Consider the following 15769-nt stretch of genomic DNA (forward strand, 5'->3'; position numbering starts at 1 on the left):
CGATACCTCCCTGTGATTCAAGAAGCCTTACTGGTTTTTTTGCGAGGCGCGGCGCGGCGTTTGGCAGGTGCAGCAGGCTTTACGTCGTCAGCAGTTTTCTTGTCCTTTTTCGCCGCGGGTTTCGTGGCCTTGGCTTTGCTCGCTCCGCCCTTGCCCGCCAGGCTGCGCCGCAACAGGTCAGTAAGATCAATGACGTCAGCACTCTTGCGGTCTTCCTGATCCGTGTCGGCTTCCAGATTTTCGATCTTGCCTTCACGGGCCTTGGTTTCGACCAACTGCATGATCTTTTCCTGAAACGTATCGCGGTACTCCTCAGGCTGCCAGTCCGCGCTCATGTCCTTGACCAGTCGCTTGGCCATGTCGCGCTCGCTTTTGCTGAGCTTTGCATCGGTAACCGCTTCACCCCAGCTCCAGCGCATCCAGCTCACGCACGTCGGCGGGCCAGCGCAGAATCACCATGACCAGCGCAGAATCCAGCGGCATGACCGCGGCCAAGTGTTCGCGGGTGTGCAGCACGACATTGGCCAGCGCCACTTTCTGTGTGTCACGCAGGGTTTCGCGCAACAGCGCATAGACCTTTTCGCCGCGTTTGTCGGGAGTCAAAAAATAAGGTGTATCGATGTTTTGCAGCGGGATCTGCTGACTGTCCACAAAACCGAAGATGTCGATGGTCTGGGTCGACTTGGGATGCGCGGAGCGAATTTCCTCTTCGCTGATGACTACATAACGGTCTTTTTCGAATTCGACGCCCTTGACGATGTTGTCACCGGAAATCTCCTTGCCGGTCACCTTGTTGATCCGTTTGTAGCCAACAGGATCCATGCTGCGCTTGTCGAGCCAGTCAAAGTCGACACCCTTCGATGACGTCGCCGAGACCAGCGCGACCGGTATGTGCACCAAGCCGAAACTGATCGCGCCTTTCCAGATTGCTCTTGCCATTGTTCGACTCCCGTTAGCACTAGAAAAGTGACAGGACGAACGGGGGCAAAGTTTCGACGCGCTGACAGACGCCCTGCAAATACGAAAAAAGCGGGCTGTCAGACCCCGCCCGCACCACGCTCATTCGGTCTGTCGACGCCTTTGATTTTCCAGCATTCTTCACGTCAAAAGGGGTGGTATTAAAACGACATCTTCCCTTTTGTTTCAAAGCGTTACAGGGCGGCATGGCTTGCCGCGGCGCCACAAACCCAGCTCATATTCATTTCAGTTCTAAAAATATGGTTTATCGTTCTTTTACGGCATAAATAAGACTCTCTATAAATGGCGTCACCTCGAACGCTGTTGGCGGACTGTCTGCCAGACGACAGTTATCCCGACGGCCTTCAACCTGTTGATCACTCCAAGGATTTGTCATGAACGTTTTCTGGTTTCTACCGACTCACGGCGATGGCCATTATCTGGGTACTACCAAAGGCGCCCGCCCGGTCACGCTGAACTACCTGAAGCAGGTAGCACAGGCAGCCGATGATCTCGGTTACCACGGCGTGCTGATCCCGACGGGGCGCTCTTGCGAAGATTCATGGGTTATCGCGTCAGCGCTGGTCCCGTTGACTGAACGCCTGAAGTACCTCGTGGCGATCCGTCCAGGCATCATCTCCCCGACTGTTTCTGCACGCATGGCGGCAACTCTGGATCGCCTGTCGGGCGGTCGTCTGTTGATCAACGTGGTGACCGGTGGTGACCCGGACGAAAACCGTGGCGACGGCAGTTTCCTGGATCACAGCGAGCGTTATGAGGTCACCGACGAATTCCTGCAGATCTGGCGTCGTGTGTTGCAGGGCGAAGCCGTGGACTTTGAAGGCAAGCACTTGCGCGTGCAGAACGCCAAGGCGCTGTACCCGCCGATTCAGAAGCCTTATCCGCCGCTGTATTTCGGTGGGTCATCGGACGCCGCGCATGACCTGGCCGCCGATCAGGTGGATGTGTACCTGACCTGGGGCGAGCCGCCGGCCGCAGTCGCCCAGAAGCTGGCCGACGTGCGTGAACGCGCCGCCCGCAAGGGGCGTACCGTCAAATTCGGCATCCGCCTCCACGTGATCGTTCGCGAAACCAGTGAAGAAGCATGGAAAGCCGCGAGCACCCTGATCGAACACATCAGCGACGAAACCATCGCCGCTGCACAGAAGTCCTTCTCGCGCTTTGACTCCGAAGGACAACGCCGCATGGCGGCGCTGCACGATGGCCGCCGCGACAATCTGGAGATCGCACCCAATTTATGGGCGGGCGTGGGTCTGGTGCGTGGCGGTGCCGGTACGGCATTGGTTGGCAACCCGCAGGAAGTTGCGGAGCGGATCAAGGAATACGCTGATCTGGGCATCGAGAGTTTCATCTTCTCTGGCTACCCGCATCTCGAAGAGGCTTACCGCTTCGCCGAGCTGGTATTCCCGCTGCTGCCCGAGCCGTACGCCAGTCTGGCAGGACGCGGCATCACTAACCTGACGGGCCCGTTCGGCGAAATGATCGCCAACGATCTGCCCCCGCAGGCCAAGTAATGTCTGGCCAACTGCTGACCTTACCGCACTCGCCTGCGCTGGCCACCTCGATCAGGGCCACGGCGCAGGTCTTCGAAGACCCTAAATCGCGGGCCTTGCTGGCCCACGTCAAGCAGGTTGCACCAAGCGACGCCAGCGTGCTGATAATCGGCGAAACCGGGACTGGCAAGGAGTTGGTCGCCCGCCACGTGCATGAACTCAGTGCTCGCCGGAACAAGCCGTTTGTGGCTGTCAATTGTGGTGCGTTTTCCGAAAACCTGATCGAGGCTGAGCTGTTCGGCCACGAGAAAGGCGCCTTCACCGGCGCCGTCAGCGCCAAGGCCGGGTGGTTCGAGGAGGCCAACGGCGGGACGCTGTTTCTTGATGAGATCGGCGACCTGCCGATGTCCCTTCAGGTCAAGCTACTGCGAGTTCTTCAGGAGCGCGAGGTGGTGCGCCTGGGCTCGCGTAAAAGCATCCCGATTGATGTGCGGGTGCTGGCAGCCACCAACGTGCAATTGGAAAAGGCGATAAACGCTGGACACTTCCGCGAGGACCTTTACTACCGACTGGATGTGGTCAATCTGGAGCTGAGCCCGCTGCGTGAACGTCCTGGTGACATCCTGCCGCTTGCCCGTCATTTCATCGACGTTTATAGCCAGCGTCTCAGACACGGACCGGTGCGGTTCAGCGCCGATGCCGAACACAAGCTGAGGACCTACAGTTGGCCAGGCAACATTCGCGAACTGGAAAACGTCATTCATCACACGTTGCTGGTCTGCCGTGATGGCGTGGTTCAGCGTGATGATCTGCGTCTGTCGAACCTGAAAATCGAACGTCAGGATGAATACGCACCTGTCGACGAGTCGGCCGAGCAGTTGCTCGCCAGGGCCTTTCAAAAGCTGTTTGAGGAACAGGCCGGCGCGCTGCATGAGAAAGTCGAAGATGCCTTGCTCAGAACCGCGTACCGCTTTTGTCACCACAACCAGGTGCATACCGCCAGTCTGCTGGGCCTGACGCGTAATGTGACACGAACCCGCTTGATCAAGATCGGCGAGCTGGCCGTCAACAAGCGCAGACCGGGCGAAAATGTGCAGGGCGACCGCATGTTGCATCTGTCGGTCTGAACAGGATGATCAGCCGGGGCCGTGCGCCCCGGATTTCATTCGCAGGAACAGGCTGAGCTAACGCTTAGTCTGCGGCACGCTCTGTGAGCCAGTCCGTGAGGTGCAGGGACAAAGCCTTGGCCTGCAGCGCCACGTCGGTCACTGCGGTGCTTTCCCACCACATCCCTCGTAAAGGCGGCCCCATTGCAAACAGTCGGGACGAGCGATGTCCCTGCGCGTCCAGCACCGCACCCTGAACATCGGCGGCGATGCCCAGCGCCAACGGACCTGGCTGGATGAGCCCTCGCGCAAGCAACTGGCGTGGCAACGGGCGATCCACCCGGCGCCAGTCGTATTCAATCCCGGTGGAATTGATCAGAGCATCACCCACGATCAATGACGATTCGTCTTGGCCACGGTGCCGGACACGTATCTGAACCTGTCCGGCTGCAGAACTTTCAACACGTTGCAGCGATGCCGCGCTCACGGCAAGACGCCCTTCCTTGACCAGGCGCGCCAACAGAGCGGCGCTCGGTGGTGGTGAGCGATGGTGATGGCTTTCCCACCATGGACGGACATGGCGTACGAATTGGCGACGCTGCGTGTCGGTAGCCTGATGCCAGAGGCGGCCGACGTTGACCCGAACCGTGTCCAGCGGCGCCTGCCAGTCGATACCACTTTCAATGGCCAGCTCGCACTGCTCGCGCACTTTGCGAACCAGTTGACGGGTGCTGCGAATCGCGTGGTCCTGATCAAGAAAGTCCGGCCATGCAGGAGGCTGGCGTCGCACGTGGGGCAACAGACCGTGACGCGAGTAAACGTCGATCGGGCCGCGATGCCCGGATTGTTGCAACGACACCACAGCATCGACCATGGTCAAACCGGACCCGATGATCAGCACCCGGGCCTGAGGGTCGAGGCGGCGCATGGCACTGACATTCCAGGGATCGAGCGCCGTCGCATTCAAGCCGCTCGACTCACGCTGCGGTGTACGCGAAGCCGCGTACATCCCGGTCGCCAGCACAGCGAAGCGGCCCTTCAGCGCCCGACCATCGTCCAGCGTTACACTGATGCCGTCAGGCTGCGTTTGCACATCAACAGCCTCGGCGCGCACATGTTCGATGCTGGAACCATACTGTTTACCCACCTCAAGCGCTTCACGCAATCGCTGCTGCACATACAGCCCGAACACGCCACGTGGCGGGAACAGCTCTGCGACAGGCACATGCTGTTCGGCAGCTTCAGGCCAGCCGCCGTCAGCCAGATACTCCGTGAGCCAACGCGTCAGGTCATCTGGATCATCCGGATCGACGCTCATCCGGGCGGCGTTGCCGTTCAAGGTGTGGCCGGGCTCGGTAGCACTGTAAGCTTCGCCCCTGCCAAGCTCGTCACGGGTTTCGATGATCAGGATTCGACGCCGGCCAGGCCTGCGCAACAACTGCGCCGCCAACAAGCTACCGCTCAGGCCGCCGCCCACGATCAGAACGTCGGCAATCGGATGGGTGTCATCAATCATCAAGCTTTGCCTCGGGCCAGGTCTGCCATCAGGCAGGGATCAGTGCATTACAAGACCACGTTACGCACAAAACGCAACGTGACAGCGCCTTCGTTGCAGTAACGGTGAGGCTGGCTGCTGGGGAACATGAAAAACTCGCCGGGGCCCAGGTGCCGGGTCGCAACGGCATCGGCAAAACGAATGGTCAGATGCCCTTCGACCACATACACCTGCTCGCTCCAGCCTTCAGGATCGGCATCCGAGGCATAGACATCGCCCGGTTCCAGGCAGAACTCCCACAGTTCGACTTCCCGGCGGGCGTCAGCCTTGGCCAGCAACACCGCTTTGCTGCCAGGGATCGTACCTGCCCAGGCCAGTTCATTGATACGGCTGTGGTCACGAATTTCAGGGGCTTGTATCAAATCGCTGAAGGCAACGTTCAGCGCCTCCGCGACCCGATCAAGGGTGGCCAGGCTGACGTTCTTTTCCCCGGCTTCGATCGCGACCAGCATGCGCCTGCTCACGCCGGACTTTTCCGAAAGTCCTGTCTGACTGAGGTTCGCGGCATTGCGCAACCGGCGCACGTTCTGGCTGACGTGCTGCAGCACTGGCGCACGTTGAGAATTTTCTTTGACCATGAGGGTGCTCATCTGAATCACTTGCGCACTATACTGCACACTTTTACGACGCCATTGTGTGTCGACCCTATTACCGCCCGCAAGGCCCAGTACCCGGAACCTCCATGAAGTCAATCAGCCGGACACCTCGAATCAGTAAAGCAGAATTGGTTTTGATCCTGATCACCATGCTCTGGTGCGGTACTTTCATACTGGTGCAGCATGCCATGACGGTCAGCGGGCCGATGTTTTTTGTCGGCCTGCGCTTTGCCGCTGCGGCGCTGATAGTAGCGCTGTTCTCGCTGAACGTCCTGCGCAGCCTGACCTTGCTCGAAGTAAAAGCCGGTGTGCTGATCGGTGCTGCGATCATGTTGGGGTATGGGCTGCAGACCATCGGCCTGCAAACCATTCCCAGCAGCCAGTCGGCCTTTATTACAGCGCTCTATGTGCCTTTCGTGCCGCTGCTGCAATGGCTGGTGCTGGGACGGCGGCCGGGGTTGATGCCAACACTGGGCATCGCCCTGGCGTTTACAGGGCTGATGCTGGTGTGTGGCATACAAGGCGCATCGCTGCAGTTCAATGCCGGCGAAATCGCGACATTGATCAGTGCAGTGGCCATTGCTGCCGAAATCATCATGATCAGCGCTTATGCTGGCAAGGTGGATGTGCGCCGTGTGACTGTCGTGCAGTTGGCAACCGCCTCTGTCCTGGCTTTTTTGATGATTGTGCCGACCGATGAGCGACTGCCGGACTTCTCCTGGCTGCTGCTGGTCACCGCTATCGGGCTCGGTGTGATGAGCGCTGTGATTCAGGTCGCCATGAACTGGGCACAGAAAAGCGTCTCTCCGACACGTGCAACTGTTATCTATGCGGGTGAACCCGTGTGGGCGGGCATTGTCGGACGACTGGCAGGTGAGCGCTTGCCAGGTCTGGCCCTGCTGGGCGCAGCCCTGATTGTGGCAGGTGTGATTGTCAGTGAAATGAAGCGCCGCCCTCAGCCGGTGGAACAGACCCGTGCTGACGAAGACGAGGTGAGAAAACTGGACTGAATGTCGAGGTTTGCCATCGGGTCATGGCACATTGGGCTTTGCTCGTTTATTGCTGCGGTCGCACCAGACACTTTTTGTAGGAAATTTGAAAAACTGACCCTTTGGTATTGAAGTGTCTGGCACGTATGATGCTTGATATTTCCCGCAGATTAGAAGCCTATGTCCCTGATAGTTCTACTGCTTCTGCCCTTCATAGGCAGCTGTCTGGCGGCAATTTTGCCGCATAACGCACGTAACGCAGAATCTCTTCTTGCCGGGCTTGTGGCGCTGATCGGCGCGGTCCAGATGGCGCTGTGGTTTCCACAGATCGCTGACGGCGGCGTGATCCGCGAAGAATATTTCTGGCTGCCGAGCCTGGGACTGAATTTCGTACTGCGTGTCGATGGTTTCGCCTGGCTGTTCTCCATGCTGGTGCTGGGTATCGGCGCACTCGTTGCGCTGTACGCCCGCTACTACATGTCGCCGGACGATCCTGTACCGCGCTTTTTCTCGTTCTTCCTGGCGTTCATGGGCGCAATGCTCGGGCTGGTACTGTCCGGCAACCTCATTCAAATCGTCTTTTTCTGGGAATTGACCAGTGTCTTCTCGTTCCTGCTGATCGGCTACTGGCACCACCGCGCAGATGCGCGACGCGGCGCCTACATGGCGTTGATGGTGACCGGTGCAGGCGGCCTGGCCTTGCTCGCGGGGATGATGATCCTCGGTCACGTGGTGGGCAGTTACGACCTGGACCGCGTGCGGGCTTCCGGTGACGCAATCCGCGCGCATGCGCTCTACCCTGTCCTGCTGACCCTGATCCTGATCGGGGCGCTGAGCAAAAGCGCCCAGTTTCCTTTCCACTTCTGGCTGCCCCACGCCATGGCGGCGCCGACGCCGGTGTCCGCCTATCTGCATTCGGCCACCATGGTCAAGGCTGGTGTGTTCCTCATGGCTCGGCTATGGCCCGCCCTGTCAGGCACCGAACAATGGTTCTGGATCGTCAGCGGCGCGGGGGCCTGCACCCTTATTCTCGGTGCCTACGCGGCGATCTTCCAGAATGACCTGAAGGGCTTGCTGGCTTACTCGACCATCAGCCATCTGGGCCTGATCACCCTGCTGCTGGGCCTGAACAGTCCGCTGGCGGCCGTTGCTGCAGTGTTCCACATCCTTAACCATGCAACCTTCAAAGCCTCGCTGTTCATGGCGGCAGGCATCATCGACCACGAAAGCGGGACGCGAGACATTCAGCGCCTGAGCGGACTGATAAGGCTGTTGCCCTATACCGCAACGCTGGCCATGGTTGCCAGCGCCTCGATGGCGGGCGTACCGTTGCTCAACGGCTTTCTGTCCAAAGAGATGTTCTTCGCCGAAACCGTATTCATCTCCGCCACCACTTGGGTAGAGATCGCCTTGCCGGTGGTAGCGACAATCGCCGGGGTGTTCAGCGTCGCGTACTCGTTGCGCTTCACGGTAGATGTGTTCTTCGGCCCGGCGGCCAAAGACCTGCCCCACATGCCGCATGAGCCACCGCGCTGGATGCGAGCTCCGGTCGAGCTGCTGGTGCTGACCTGCCTGGTGGTGGGCATCTTCCCCGCTCAGTCAGTCGCACCGCTGCTGGCTGCAGCCGCACAGCCGGTGGTAGGTGGCAACCTGCCAGTCTACAGCCTGGCAATCTGGCACGGCTGGAACGCCCCGATGATCATGAGCCTGGTGGCCATGGGCGGCGGCATACTTCTTTACCTGCTGCTGCGCAACTCGCTCAAAACTGAACGGTTCGCCGTGCCGCCGCTGGTAGGCCAGCTCAACGGCAAACGCATTTTCGAACGCAGCCTGGTAGTCATGATGCACTGGGCGCGCCGCTTCGAGGGTAAAGTCAGCACGCGTCGCTTGCAGCCCCAACTGTTCCTGTTGGTGTTGGCGGCGGTGCTGGGTGGCTTCATTCCGATGTACTTCAATGGCCTGACCTGGGGTGATCGTCCGAAGATCCCTGGCTCCGGGGTCTTCGTCACCTTGTGGCTGATCGCTATTGCCTGTGCACTGGGCGCAGCCTGGCAAGGCAAATACCACCGACTGGCCGCGTTGGTCATGGTCAGTGTGTGCGGCTTGATGACCTGCATAACATTTGTCTGGTTCTCGGCACCGGACCTTGCATTGACTCAGTTGGTCGTCGAGGTGGTAACCACCGTACTGATTCTGTTGGGTCTGCGCTGGCTGCCACGCCGCAACGAGAACGTCGCACCTGTCAGCGCTCGCCTGCGGGCGCGGACTCGTCGTATTCGGGACTTCGCGCTGTCGGTCATAGTGGGTGTCGGGATGGCGGTGCTGTCCTACGCCATGCTTACGCGCCAGACTCCCAACGCCATCTCGTCCTTCTACCTGAGCCGCGCCCTGCCTGAAGGCGGCGGCACGAATGTGGTCAACGTGATGCTCGTGGACTTCCGGGCATTCGATACTTTCGGTGAAATCACGGTACTGGCGGCGGTGGCCCTCACAGTGTTCGCGTTGTTACGTCGTTTCAGGCCGCCCAAAGAAAGCATAGCCCTGCCCGCTCAACAGCGGTTGTTGGCTCGGGACGTGGTCACTGACCTGATCAACCCACGCAGCGCGAGCGACACAGCGCTGGGTTTCATGATGGTGCCCGCCGTGCTGGTGCGTCTGCTGTTGCCCATCGCGTTCATCGTCTCGATGTATCTGTTTGTTCGTGGCCATAACCAGCCGGGCGGCGGCTTCGTTGCCGGTCTGGTGATGTCGGTGGCGTTCCTGTTGCAATACATGGTCGCGGGTACGCAGTGGGTCGAGGCGCAAATGAGCCTGCGACCGTTGCGCTGGATGGGCACAGGGTTGTTGTGTGCGGTACTCACCGGTTCGGGTGCCATGGCGCTGGGTTATCCGTTCATGACCACCCACACCGCCCACGTGAATCTGCCGATTTTCGGCGACATTCACATCGCCAGCGCGCTGTTTTTTGACGTTGGGGTTTATGCGGTGGTAGTTGGCGCAACGCTGCTGATTCTGACCGCGCTGGCTCACCAGTCCGTGCGCAGCCATCGACCTACGCTGCTGCCAAAGCCTGTCGCCAACCCACAAGGAGCCCTCTGATGGAAGAAGTCATCGCAGTTGCCATCGGCGTACTGGCCGCCTCCGGTGTCTGGCTGATGCTCAGACCCCGTACCTTTCAGGTCGTGATGGGCCTGTGCTTGTTGTCCTATGGCGTGAATCTGTTCATTTTCAGCATGGGCAGCCTGTTCATCGGTAAAGAACCCATCATCAAGGATGGCGTTCCTCAGGACCTGCTCAATTACACCGACCCATTGCCCCAGGCACTGGTACTTACCGCCATTGTAATCAGCTTCGCCATGACCGCACTGTTTCTGGTGGTGCTGCTGGCGTCCCGGGGCCTCACAGGTACCGACCACGTTGATGGCAGGGAGCCCAGGGCATGAGTTGGTTGAATCAACTGATCATCGCGCCGATTCTCCTGCCATTGCTGACCGCCGGGCTTTTGTTGTGGCTGGGCGAAAAACGTCGACCGCTCAAAGGGCGGATCAACCTGTTCTCTAGCATGTTGGGGCTGGGCATCAGCGTCGTACTGATGATGGGCGTTCAGCACAGCGGCAGCAGTGGCTCGATTGGCGTCTACCTGCCAGGCAACTGGGGTGTGCCTTACGGCATCGTGCTGGTGGTGGACCACCTGTCGGCATTGATGATGGTACTGACCGGCATCATTGGTGTCTGCGCCCTGACGTTCGCGCTTGCCCGCTGGGACAGGGCCGGGGCCAGCTTTCATGCGTTGTTCCAGATCCAGTTGATGGGTTTGTACGGCGCCTTCCTGACCGCAGACCTGTTCAATCTGTTTGTGTTCTTCGAAGTGCTGCTGGCAGCCTCTTACGGATTGATGCTGCATGGCTCGGGGCGCGCTCGAGTGTCGGCAGGCCTGCATTACATTTCGATCAATCTGCTCGCCTCCTCACTGTTTCTGATCGGCGCGGCGCTGATCTACGGCGTGACCGGCACCCTCAACTTTGCCGACCTGGCGATCAAGATTCCGCAGGTATCGGAAGCCGATCAAGGCTTGCTGCACGCCGGCGCGGCCATTCTGGCCACAGCATTTCTGGCCAAAGCCGGTATGTGGCCCTTGAATTTCTGGCTGGTTCCCGCCTACTCCTCGGCCAGCGCGCCGGTAGCAGCCATGTTCGCGATCATGACCAAGGTCGGTGTCTACACCCTCCTGCGCCTATGGACGCTGCTGTTCTCGGGACAAGCCGGGGCCTCGGCGTTTTTTGGCGGAGACTGGCTGATATACGGCGGCATGGCGACGATTTTTACAGCAGCCATCGCGATCATTGCAGCCCAGCGGCTGGAGCGGCTGGCGAGCCTGAGCATTCTGGTGTCAGCGGGCATTCTGCTGTCATCCATTGGTTTCGCGCAGCCCAGCCTGACGTCAGGCGCGCTGTTTTATCTGGTCAGCTCGACCCTGGCGCTCAGCGCGATGTTTTTGCTGGGAGAGCTGATCGAGCGTTCGCGCTCGGCCAACGAAATCCCACTGGAAGAGGACGTCGACCAGTTGCCACGCACGCTGGAATCCCTGCATCCGCCACCTGGCACCAACCTGGATGACGAGCAGAAAGCTGTGGTGGGACAGGTCATTCCGATCACCATGGCGTTTCTGGGGTTGAGTTTTGTAGTGTGCGCACTTCTGATCATTGGTATGCCGCCACTTTCCGGTTTCATTGGCAAGCTGACGCTGCTCAGCGCGCTACTCAATCCGCTGGGGCTGGATGTGGCTCAGGATGAAGCGCTCTCAACGCCCGCCTGGATGCTGGTCAGCCTGCTGATCTTCTCCGGGTTGGCATCGCTGATTGCGTTCTCCCGACTCGGCACGCAGCGCTTCTGGACCCCACACGAGCGTCCTTCGCCCTTATTGCGCCGCAACGAGTGCCTGCCGATCCTGATTCTGCTTGGCCTTTGCGTCGCGCTGACCTTCAAGGCGGAACCATTGCTGCGCTATACCCAGGACACCGCGGCTGCCCTGCATGAGCCAAAGCAATACGTGCAATCGGTGCTGGCGACGCGTCCCATTCAAGGCCCGAACAGCGAGGCGGGCACGCCGGAGGTGCAACCATGAGACGCCTGTTTCCTGCTCCGTTGTTGTCTCTGGCGCTCTGGATCCTGTGGCTGGTGCTCAACCTGTCAGTGAGCCCAGGTCATATATTGCTGGGGGCGGTGCTCGGCTTTCTGGCGCCGTGGCTGATGAAACCGTTACGTCCCTTGCCTGTGCGCATTCGCAAGCCGGGCACCATTCTCAAGTTTTTCCTCATGGTAGGGCGTGACGTGGTGACGTCCAACTTCCAGGTTGGCCTCAGCGTGCTGCGACTCAAAAGCCGCCCACCTCGCTCGGCATTCGTAAGAGTGCCACTGGATCTGCGCGACGCACACGGCCTCGCCGCACTGGCGATGGTGACGACGGTGGTGCCTGGTACAGTCTGGTCAGAGCTGGCACTTGATCGCAGCGTGCTGCTGATACACGTCTTTGATCTGGAGGATGAGGCGCAATTCATCGAACACTTCAAGGACACCTATGAGCGCCCTCTGATGGAGATCTTTCAATGAGTGCCCTGCTCGACAATGCCATCCTGATCAGCCTCCTGATCTTTGCCCTGGCGATGGTGATTACCCTGATTCGCCTGCTCAAGGGCCCATCGGCCCAGGACCGTGTACTGGCTCTGGACTATCTGTACATCACGGCGATGCTGATGATGCTGGTACTGGGCATCCGTTATGCGAGCGACACCTATTTCGAGGCCGCGCTGTTGATCGCCCTGTTCGGCTTTGTCGGATCGTTTGCCCTGGCCAAGTTTCTGTTGCGTGGAGAGGTGATTGAATGAACATGCTGCCGACCAACGTGCCCTTCTGGGCAGAAGTGGTGACCGCCGTACTGTTGATCGCCAGCAGTCTGTTCACCCTGACCGGTGCCATCGGACTGCTGCGCCTGAAGGACTTCTTCCAGCGCATGCACCCGCCTGCCCTGGCATCGACGCTCGGAGCATGGTGCGTGGCGCTGGCATCAATCGTTTACTTTTCGGCGCTCAAATCCGCGCCGGTTGTGCATGCATGGCTGATACCGGTACTACTGGCGATTACCGTCCCGGTCACCACCCTGTTGCTGGCACGCACCGGGCTGTTCCGCAAACGCATGGCGGGCGATGATGTACCTGCGGAAGTCAGCGGTGGACGTAAAGAAGGTGAATCTGCCGGTGGATAGCCACCGGCTGTTCCCGCTTACTCGCTGGCCTTGAAGGTCAGCTCGCCCTTGCGCCACTTGGCAGCCTTGCCGGCAGCGGACTTCAGTACTTTGCTCATTCCGGCCATAAGCTGTTCCGTGGCGGCAAATACCATGACCACTGTGTGGCCTTCCTTGAATACGATACCGTGACCTTCAGCAGTGTCGACAAACGCATAATCGCCCAGACCATAAACAGTCAGTTTGATTTCGCGAAACTTCAGTTCAAACTTGCCACCTTCACGACTCGGCAAAACAGACGCCCGGAAATGATCGCCAACCTTGAGTTCAAGACGCGGTTTGTCATCGACCACAAGGGCGGTTTCGGTATCAATCTCGGCGATATAAATACTGTCTGCCGCTTGTTCAGTGACATATACGAAGCGGGATTGGAATTGCTTGACCAATTGCGCACGCAAGTCACCGAGCACAAACAAAGCGTGGGTATCCAGATTACTTACAGCCAAAGTACAAACCCCCAAACGTGATAAATGAAGCTGCCTCTCGATCAGGCAGTTAAAAGTCGTTCATCCGTGTCGCCGCGTAGTGCGACCCCATACCTTATGACGCTCTGTACGACGCGCAAGACTGCCGCAGTTCGTTACAGGCTGGCGGCGGATTCTACCGGCCAGGACGTCAACGGGATATATACCTTTTGTACACAACAATGTCGCCGATGCCTGCACCCGAGCGAATGGCACACGGTGCAGGACCGACAGGAAAGAGGTACTTCCGGTTCCACAGCCCACCGTCGAGCAGGCGCGCGACACCCGGAACATATCACTTAACATCCGAATGAAAAAGGCTGGCGCTTCAAGACTGCCAAATGCATCGAACTCTTGCACGGCGTTGTGACTCCGATAGAAGACCAATGACTGAACGGGGTACGCCCTCGTCGAGGAGATGACATGGAATTGCCGAACCACACGCTGTCCAACCTGTTCGAACAATTGGGGCTCGACGCTGACGAGCAAAGCATCGAAGCATTCATTGCCAGACACAGCCTGCCTGACGACGTGAAACTGATCGATGCCGAGTTCTGGACGCCCCAACAGGCGGGCTTTCTCAAGGAAGAACTGCACGAAGACGCAGAGTGGGCTCCCGTGGTCGACGAGTTGAACGTTCGCCTGCACGAGAAGCCCGTGTCTTGATGCCGGTGCGTGGGCGACTGGCCCACGCTCTGTCACTGCGGGTAGCCGGACTGCCCGATGTTGGGGTGCCGGATCCGCCCGCCAGGTTCCGGCGCGTGCACGAAGACCGCATCACTCAATGTGCCAAGGCTGCCTATCGCGGCGCTCCAGTGCGCTGAGTGATGGATATAGCGCCACTTCAACATCTGCTCTTCAGCATTCGTCAGCCCCCATGCCCCGCCGCGAGAATAGTCGATGAGCTTGCCGGCTATCCCTTCCAGCTCTGGGGTCAAGGTGAAGTCCGGAGAGCAAGGCACCGGCTCGAAGGGCACACCTTCTGCGCAGGCCAAAACGTGCATGACCTGCAGATAAACCCTGGACAGATTACCAAAAATCTGGCGCTGCAGACAAACCGCCACACCCGCCGATCGGCTGCCCATGCTGCGCGCCCTGTAGAAGGTATCGCACGCTTCAACTTTCAGTGAAGCTTGCGCGTCCAGGGGGTCAACCCATTGGCTCGCGTCCATTTTTTTCAGTTCAGCCTGGGCGTATTGCCAAGCCGATGTCGCTTCGCAGGGAATGTCTCCGTGAAACGCACTCAACTGCGGCCGCGTCAACAGAACATGCTCCTGCATTTGCGGAGGGTAGCCCCCGCCGATGTCAGAGTGCGCACCCGGTAATACGATCTCTCTGGGCCATATGGGCTGTATGCTGTTGAGCGCGAAGTTGCGCCGCGACTCATCACGAGCCACCAGGTGCAACACCTGCTGGGCGCAGCCTGGAGGAAGATAAAGGTTGACTCGCCTGTTGGCCGAATCCCGGACATTGCCGAGATCCTTGAAGCTGCCGATGGCCGCGACCGTATCGAACAGGCCAATAACCTTGATGCGCACACTGCCATTGCTCCAGCTGAAACTGTCACTCAGCCGCACCTTGCGACTATTGAGTATCGGTTCGAGCATCCCCGCCGCCTGTTTGAGGATCTCGTTGACGAAGTGCCTGGCAGACGCCGCACCTCGGCTGAAGCCGAAGACATCCAGCTCGAGCGCATCAATGACACACGCTGGATTATCGTTAGGGAACGCCTTGAATCGCGACTCCAGCTTATGGAACGATTGCTCGACCTTGGCGACGACGCCAGTCGAGCCCCGGCCGAAGCTCTGCCCGTACCAGCGCGAGTCACGCCCGCCGGACGTGGTCCCAGCGCCACTGACATAGATTGGCCAGTACACGTTAAGACCTTGCCCTTCATTGGCGGCAATGTATTGCTGGCGGTACAAACCGGCCAGCCTTGCAATGTTGGTGACATCGTTACTGTAACTACTGCCAGGGTCAAGATGACGCCCGGCACATTCGGCTATGTGACGTCCGCAATTGAATTCCATCAGAGCCTGACAATCTGCTCCAATCCTGGTATTGACACGGTTATTCCCAGTACCGTCAAAGAAAACTCCTACGCGCGCCGTCACTTTTAGCGAAGCAGTTTCAGAGACGGTAGTTAAAGGGTTAACTATCCTTGTAGTGCCCATAATTATTCCTTATTTATTTGCAGCCTGTTTGACGAAAATAAAACTAAAAATTATTTCCATGACTTAACTAGATTGCTCAGTACGAGCAAACAGTCAAGCCAATAAATAACTTT

At 58.8% G+C, this 15769-nt stretch carries 14 protein-coding genes and 1 pseudogene; 10 read left to right on the forward strand and 5 right to left on the reverse strand.

Annotated features, from left to right (window positions below):
• Positions 1-17: 17 nt before the first annotated feature.
• Positions 18-939 (reverse strand): annotated as a pseudogene (ku, locus tag KDX37_RS03845) (non-homologous end joining protein Ku).
• A 413-nt stretch (positions 940-1352) separates the two neighbouring features.
• On the opposite strand from ku, the gene ssuD reads away from it, so the two are divergent.
• Together ssuD and KDX37_RS03855 are read left to right on the forward strand one after the other, a co-directional pair.
• On the forward strand, positions 1353-2492 hold the full coding sequence (gene ssuD, locus KDX37_RS03850; protein WP_054086583.1) for an FMNH2-dependent alkanesulfonate monooxygenase: 1140 nt from the start codon (positions 1353-1355) through the stop codon (positions 2490-2492).
• Complete coding sequence (locus KDX37_RS03855; protein ID WP_231651356.1) at positions 2492-3598, forward strand: sigma-54 interaction domain-containing protein; 1107 nt, start codon at positions 2492-2494, stop codon at positions 3596-3598. The genes ssuD and KDX37_RS03855 overlap by 1 nt, the downstream gene beginning before the upstream one ends.
• Before the next feature lie 64 nt (positions 3599-3662).
• Here KDX37_RS03855 and KDX37_RS03860 read toward each other — a convergent pair whose 3' ends face one another.
• Both KDX37_RS03860 and KDX37_RS03865 read right to left on the reverse strand, forming a co-directional pair.
• On the reverse strand, positions 3663-5093 hold the full coding sequence (locus KDX37_RS03860) for an FAD/NAD(P)-binding protein (protein WP_231651357.1): 1431 nt from the start codon (positions 5091-5093) through the stop codon (positions 3663-3665).
• 47 nt (positions 5094-5140) lie between these two features.
• Entirely contained in the window at positions 5141-5710 is a 570-nt protein-coding gene (locus tag KDX37_RS03865) for a helix-turn-helix domain-containing protein (protein ID WP_231651358.1), read from the reverse strand.
• 104 nt (positions 5711-5814) lie between these two features.
• Here KDX37_RS03865 and KDX37_RS03870 point away from each other — a divergent pair, with 104 nt between their 5' ends.
• From KDX37_RS03870 to KDX37_RS03900, 7 genes are all read left to right on the forward strand, one after another.
• Positions 5815-6738, forward strand: coding sequence for a DMT family transporter (locus tag KDX37_RS03870; protein WP_231651359.1), 924 nt, complete (start codon positions 5815-5817; stop codon positions 6736-6738).
• A 159-nt stretch (positions 6739-6897) separates the two neighbouring features.
• Positions 6898-9816, forward strand: coding sequence for a monovalent cation/H+ antiporter subunit A (locus tag KDX37_RS03875; RefSeq protein WP_231651360.1), 2919 nt, complete (start codon positions 6898-6900; stop codon positions 9814-9816).
• Positions 9816-10160 (forward strand): Na+/H+ antiporter subunit C, encoded by a 345-nt coding sequence (locus KDX37_RS03880; protein WP_231651361.1) that lies wholly within the window; start codon positions 9816-9818, stop codon positions 10158-10160. Before KDX37_RS03875 ends, KDX37_RS03880 begins: the two co-directional genes overlap by 1 nt.
• Positions 10157-11842, forward strand: a complete 1686-nt coding sequence (locus KDX37_RS03885) for a monovalent cation/H+ antiporter subunit D (protein WP_231651362.1) — start codon at positions 10157-10159, stop codon at positions 11840-11842. The genes KDX37_RS03880 and KDX37_RS03885 overlap by 4 nt, the downstream gene beginning before the upstream one ends.
• Entirely contained in the window at positions 11839-12327 is a 489-nt protein-coding gene (locus KDX37_RS03890; RefSeq protein WP_231651363.1) for a Na+/H+ antiporter subunit E, read from the forward strand. The genes KDX37_RS03885 and KDX37_RS03890 overlap by 4 nt, the downstream gene beginning before the upstream one ends.
• Positions 12324-12602: a K+/H+ antiporter subunit F gene (locus tag KDX37_RS03895; RefSeq protein ID WP_231651364.1), complete on the forward strand. Its 279-nt coding sequence runs from the start codon at positions 12324-12326 to the stop codon at positions 12600-12602. Before KDX37_RS03890 ends, KDX37_RS03895 begins: the two co-directional genes overlap by 4 nt.
• Positions 12599-12979, forward strand: a complete 381-nt coding sequence (locus tag KDX37_RS03900; protein WP_231651365.1) for a Na+/H+ antiporter subunit G — start codon at positions 12599-12601, stop codon at positions 12977-12979. The genes KDX37_RS03895 and KDX37_RS03900 overlap by 4 nt, the downstream gene beginning before the upstream one ends.
• A gap of 17 nt (positions 12980-12996) precedes the next feature.
• Here the strand turns inward: KDX37_RS03900 and KDX37_RS03905 are convergent, their stop codons facing one another.
• The gene (locus KDX37_RS03905) at positions 12997-13464 is read right to left on the reverse strand and encodes a hypothetical protein (protein WP_231651366.1); all 468 of its coding nucleotides are present in this window, start codon (positions 13462-13464) and stop codon (positions 12997-12999) included.
• 441 nt (positions 13465-13905) lie between these two features.
• On the opposite strand from KDX37_RS03905, the gene KDX37_RS03910 reads away from it, so the two are divergent.
• On the forward strand, positions 13906-14148 hold the full coding sequence (locus KDX37_RS03910) for a DUF2789 domain-containing protein (protein ID WP_231651367.1): 243 nt from the start codon (positions 13906-13908) through the stop codon (positions 14146-14148).
• A 32-nt stretch (positions 14149-14180) separates the two neighbouring features.
• Here KDX37_RS03910 and KDX37_RS03915 read toward each other — a convergent pair whose 3' ends face one another.
• A complete protein-coding gene (locus tag KDX37_RS03915; protein ID WP_231651368.1) occupies positions 14181-15656 on the reverse strand; it encodes a T6SS phospholipase effector Tle1-like catalytic domain-containing protein in 1476 nt (491 codons plus the stop codon).
• Positions 15657-15769: the final 113 nt, after the last annotated feature.

The organism is Pseudomonas californiensis, assembly GCF_021147775.1.
Taxonomy (GTDB): domain Bacteria; phylum Pseudomonadota; class Gammaproteobacteria; order Pseudomonadales; family Pseudomonadaceae; genus Aquipseudomonas; species Aquipseudomonas californiensis.

Excerpts from the sequence above, each read along its gene's own strand:
- KDX37_RS03915 (WP_231651368.1), bottom strand. The coding sequence starts at position 15,656 with ATGGGCACTACAAGGATAGTTAACCCTTTAACTACCGTCTCTGAAACT.
- KDX37_RS03880 (WP_231651361.1), top strand. The coding sequence starts at position 9,816 with ATGGAAGAAGTCATCGCAGTTGCCATCGGCGTACTGGCCGCCTCCGGT.
- KDX37_RS03910 (WP_231651367.1), top strand. The coding sequence starts at position 13,906 with ATGGAATTGCCGAACCACACGCTGTCCAACCTGTTCGAACAATTGGGG.
- ssuD (WP_054086583.1), top strand. The coding sequence starts at position 1,353 with ATGAACGTTTTCTGGTTTCTACCGACTCACGGCGATGGCCATTATCTG.
- KDX37_RS03885 (WP_231651362.1), top strand. The coding sequence starts at position 10,157 with ATGAGTTGGTTGAATCAACTGATCATCGCGCCGATTCTCCTGCCATTG.
- KDX37_RS03890 (WP_231651363.1), top strand. The coding sequence starts at position 11,839 with ATGAGACGCCTGTTTCCTGCTCCGTTGTTGTCTCTGGCGCTCTGGATC.
- KDX37_RS03870 (WP_231651359.1), top strand. The coding sequence starts at position 5,815 with ATGAAGTCAATCAGCCGGACACCTCGAATCAGTAAAGCAGAATTGGTT.
- KDX37_RS03895 (WP_231651364.1), top strand. The coding sequence starts at position 12,324 with ATGAGTGCCCTGCTCGACAATGCCATCCTGATCAGCCTCCTGATCTTT.
- KDX37_RS03900 (WP_231651365.1), top strand. The coding sequence starts at position 12,599 with ATGAACATGCTGCCGACCAACGTGCCCTTCTGGGCAGAAGTGGTGACC.
- KDX37_RS03860 (WP_231651357.1), bottom strand. The coding sequence starts at position 5,093 with ATGATTGATGACACCCATCCGATTGCCGACGTTCTGATCGTGGGCGGC.
- KDX37_RS03875 (WP_231651360.1), top strand. The coding sequence starts at position 6,898 with ATGTCCCTGATAGTTCTACTGCTTCTGCCCTTCATAGGCAGCTGTCTG.
- KDX37_RS03865 (WP_231651358.1), bottom strand. The coding sequence starts at position 5,710 with ATGGTCAAAGAAAATTCTCAACGTGCGCCAGTGCTGCAGCACGTCAGC.
- KDX37_RS03855 (WP_231651356.1), top strand. The coding sequence starts at position 2,492 with ATGTCTGGCCAACTGCTGACCTTACCGCACTCGCCTGCGCTGGCCACC.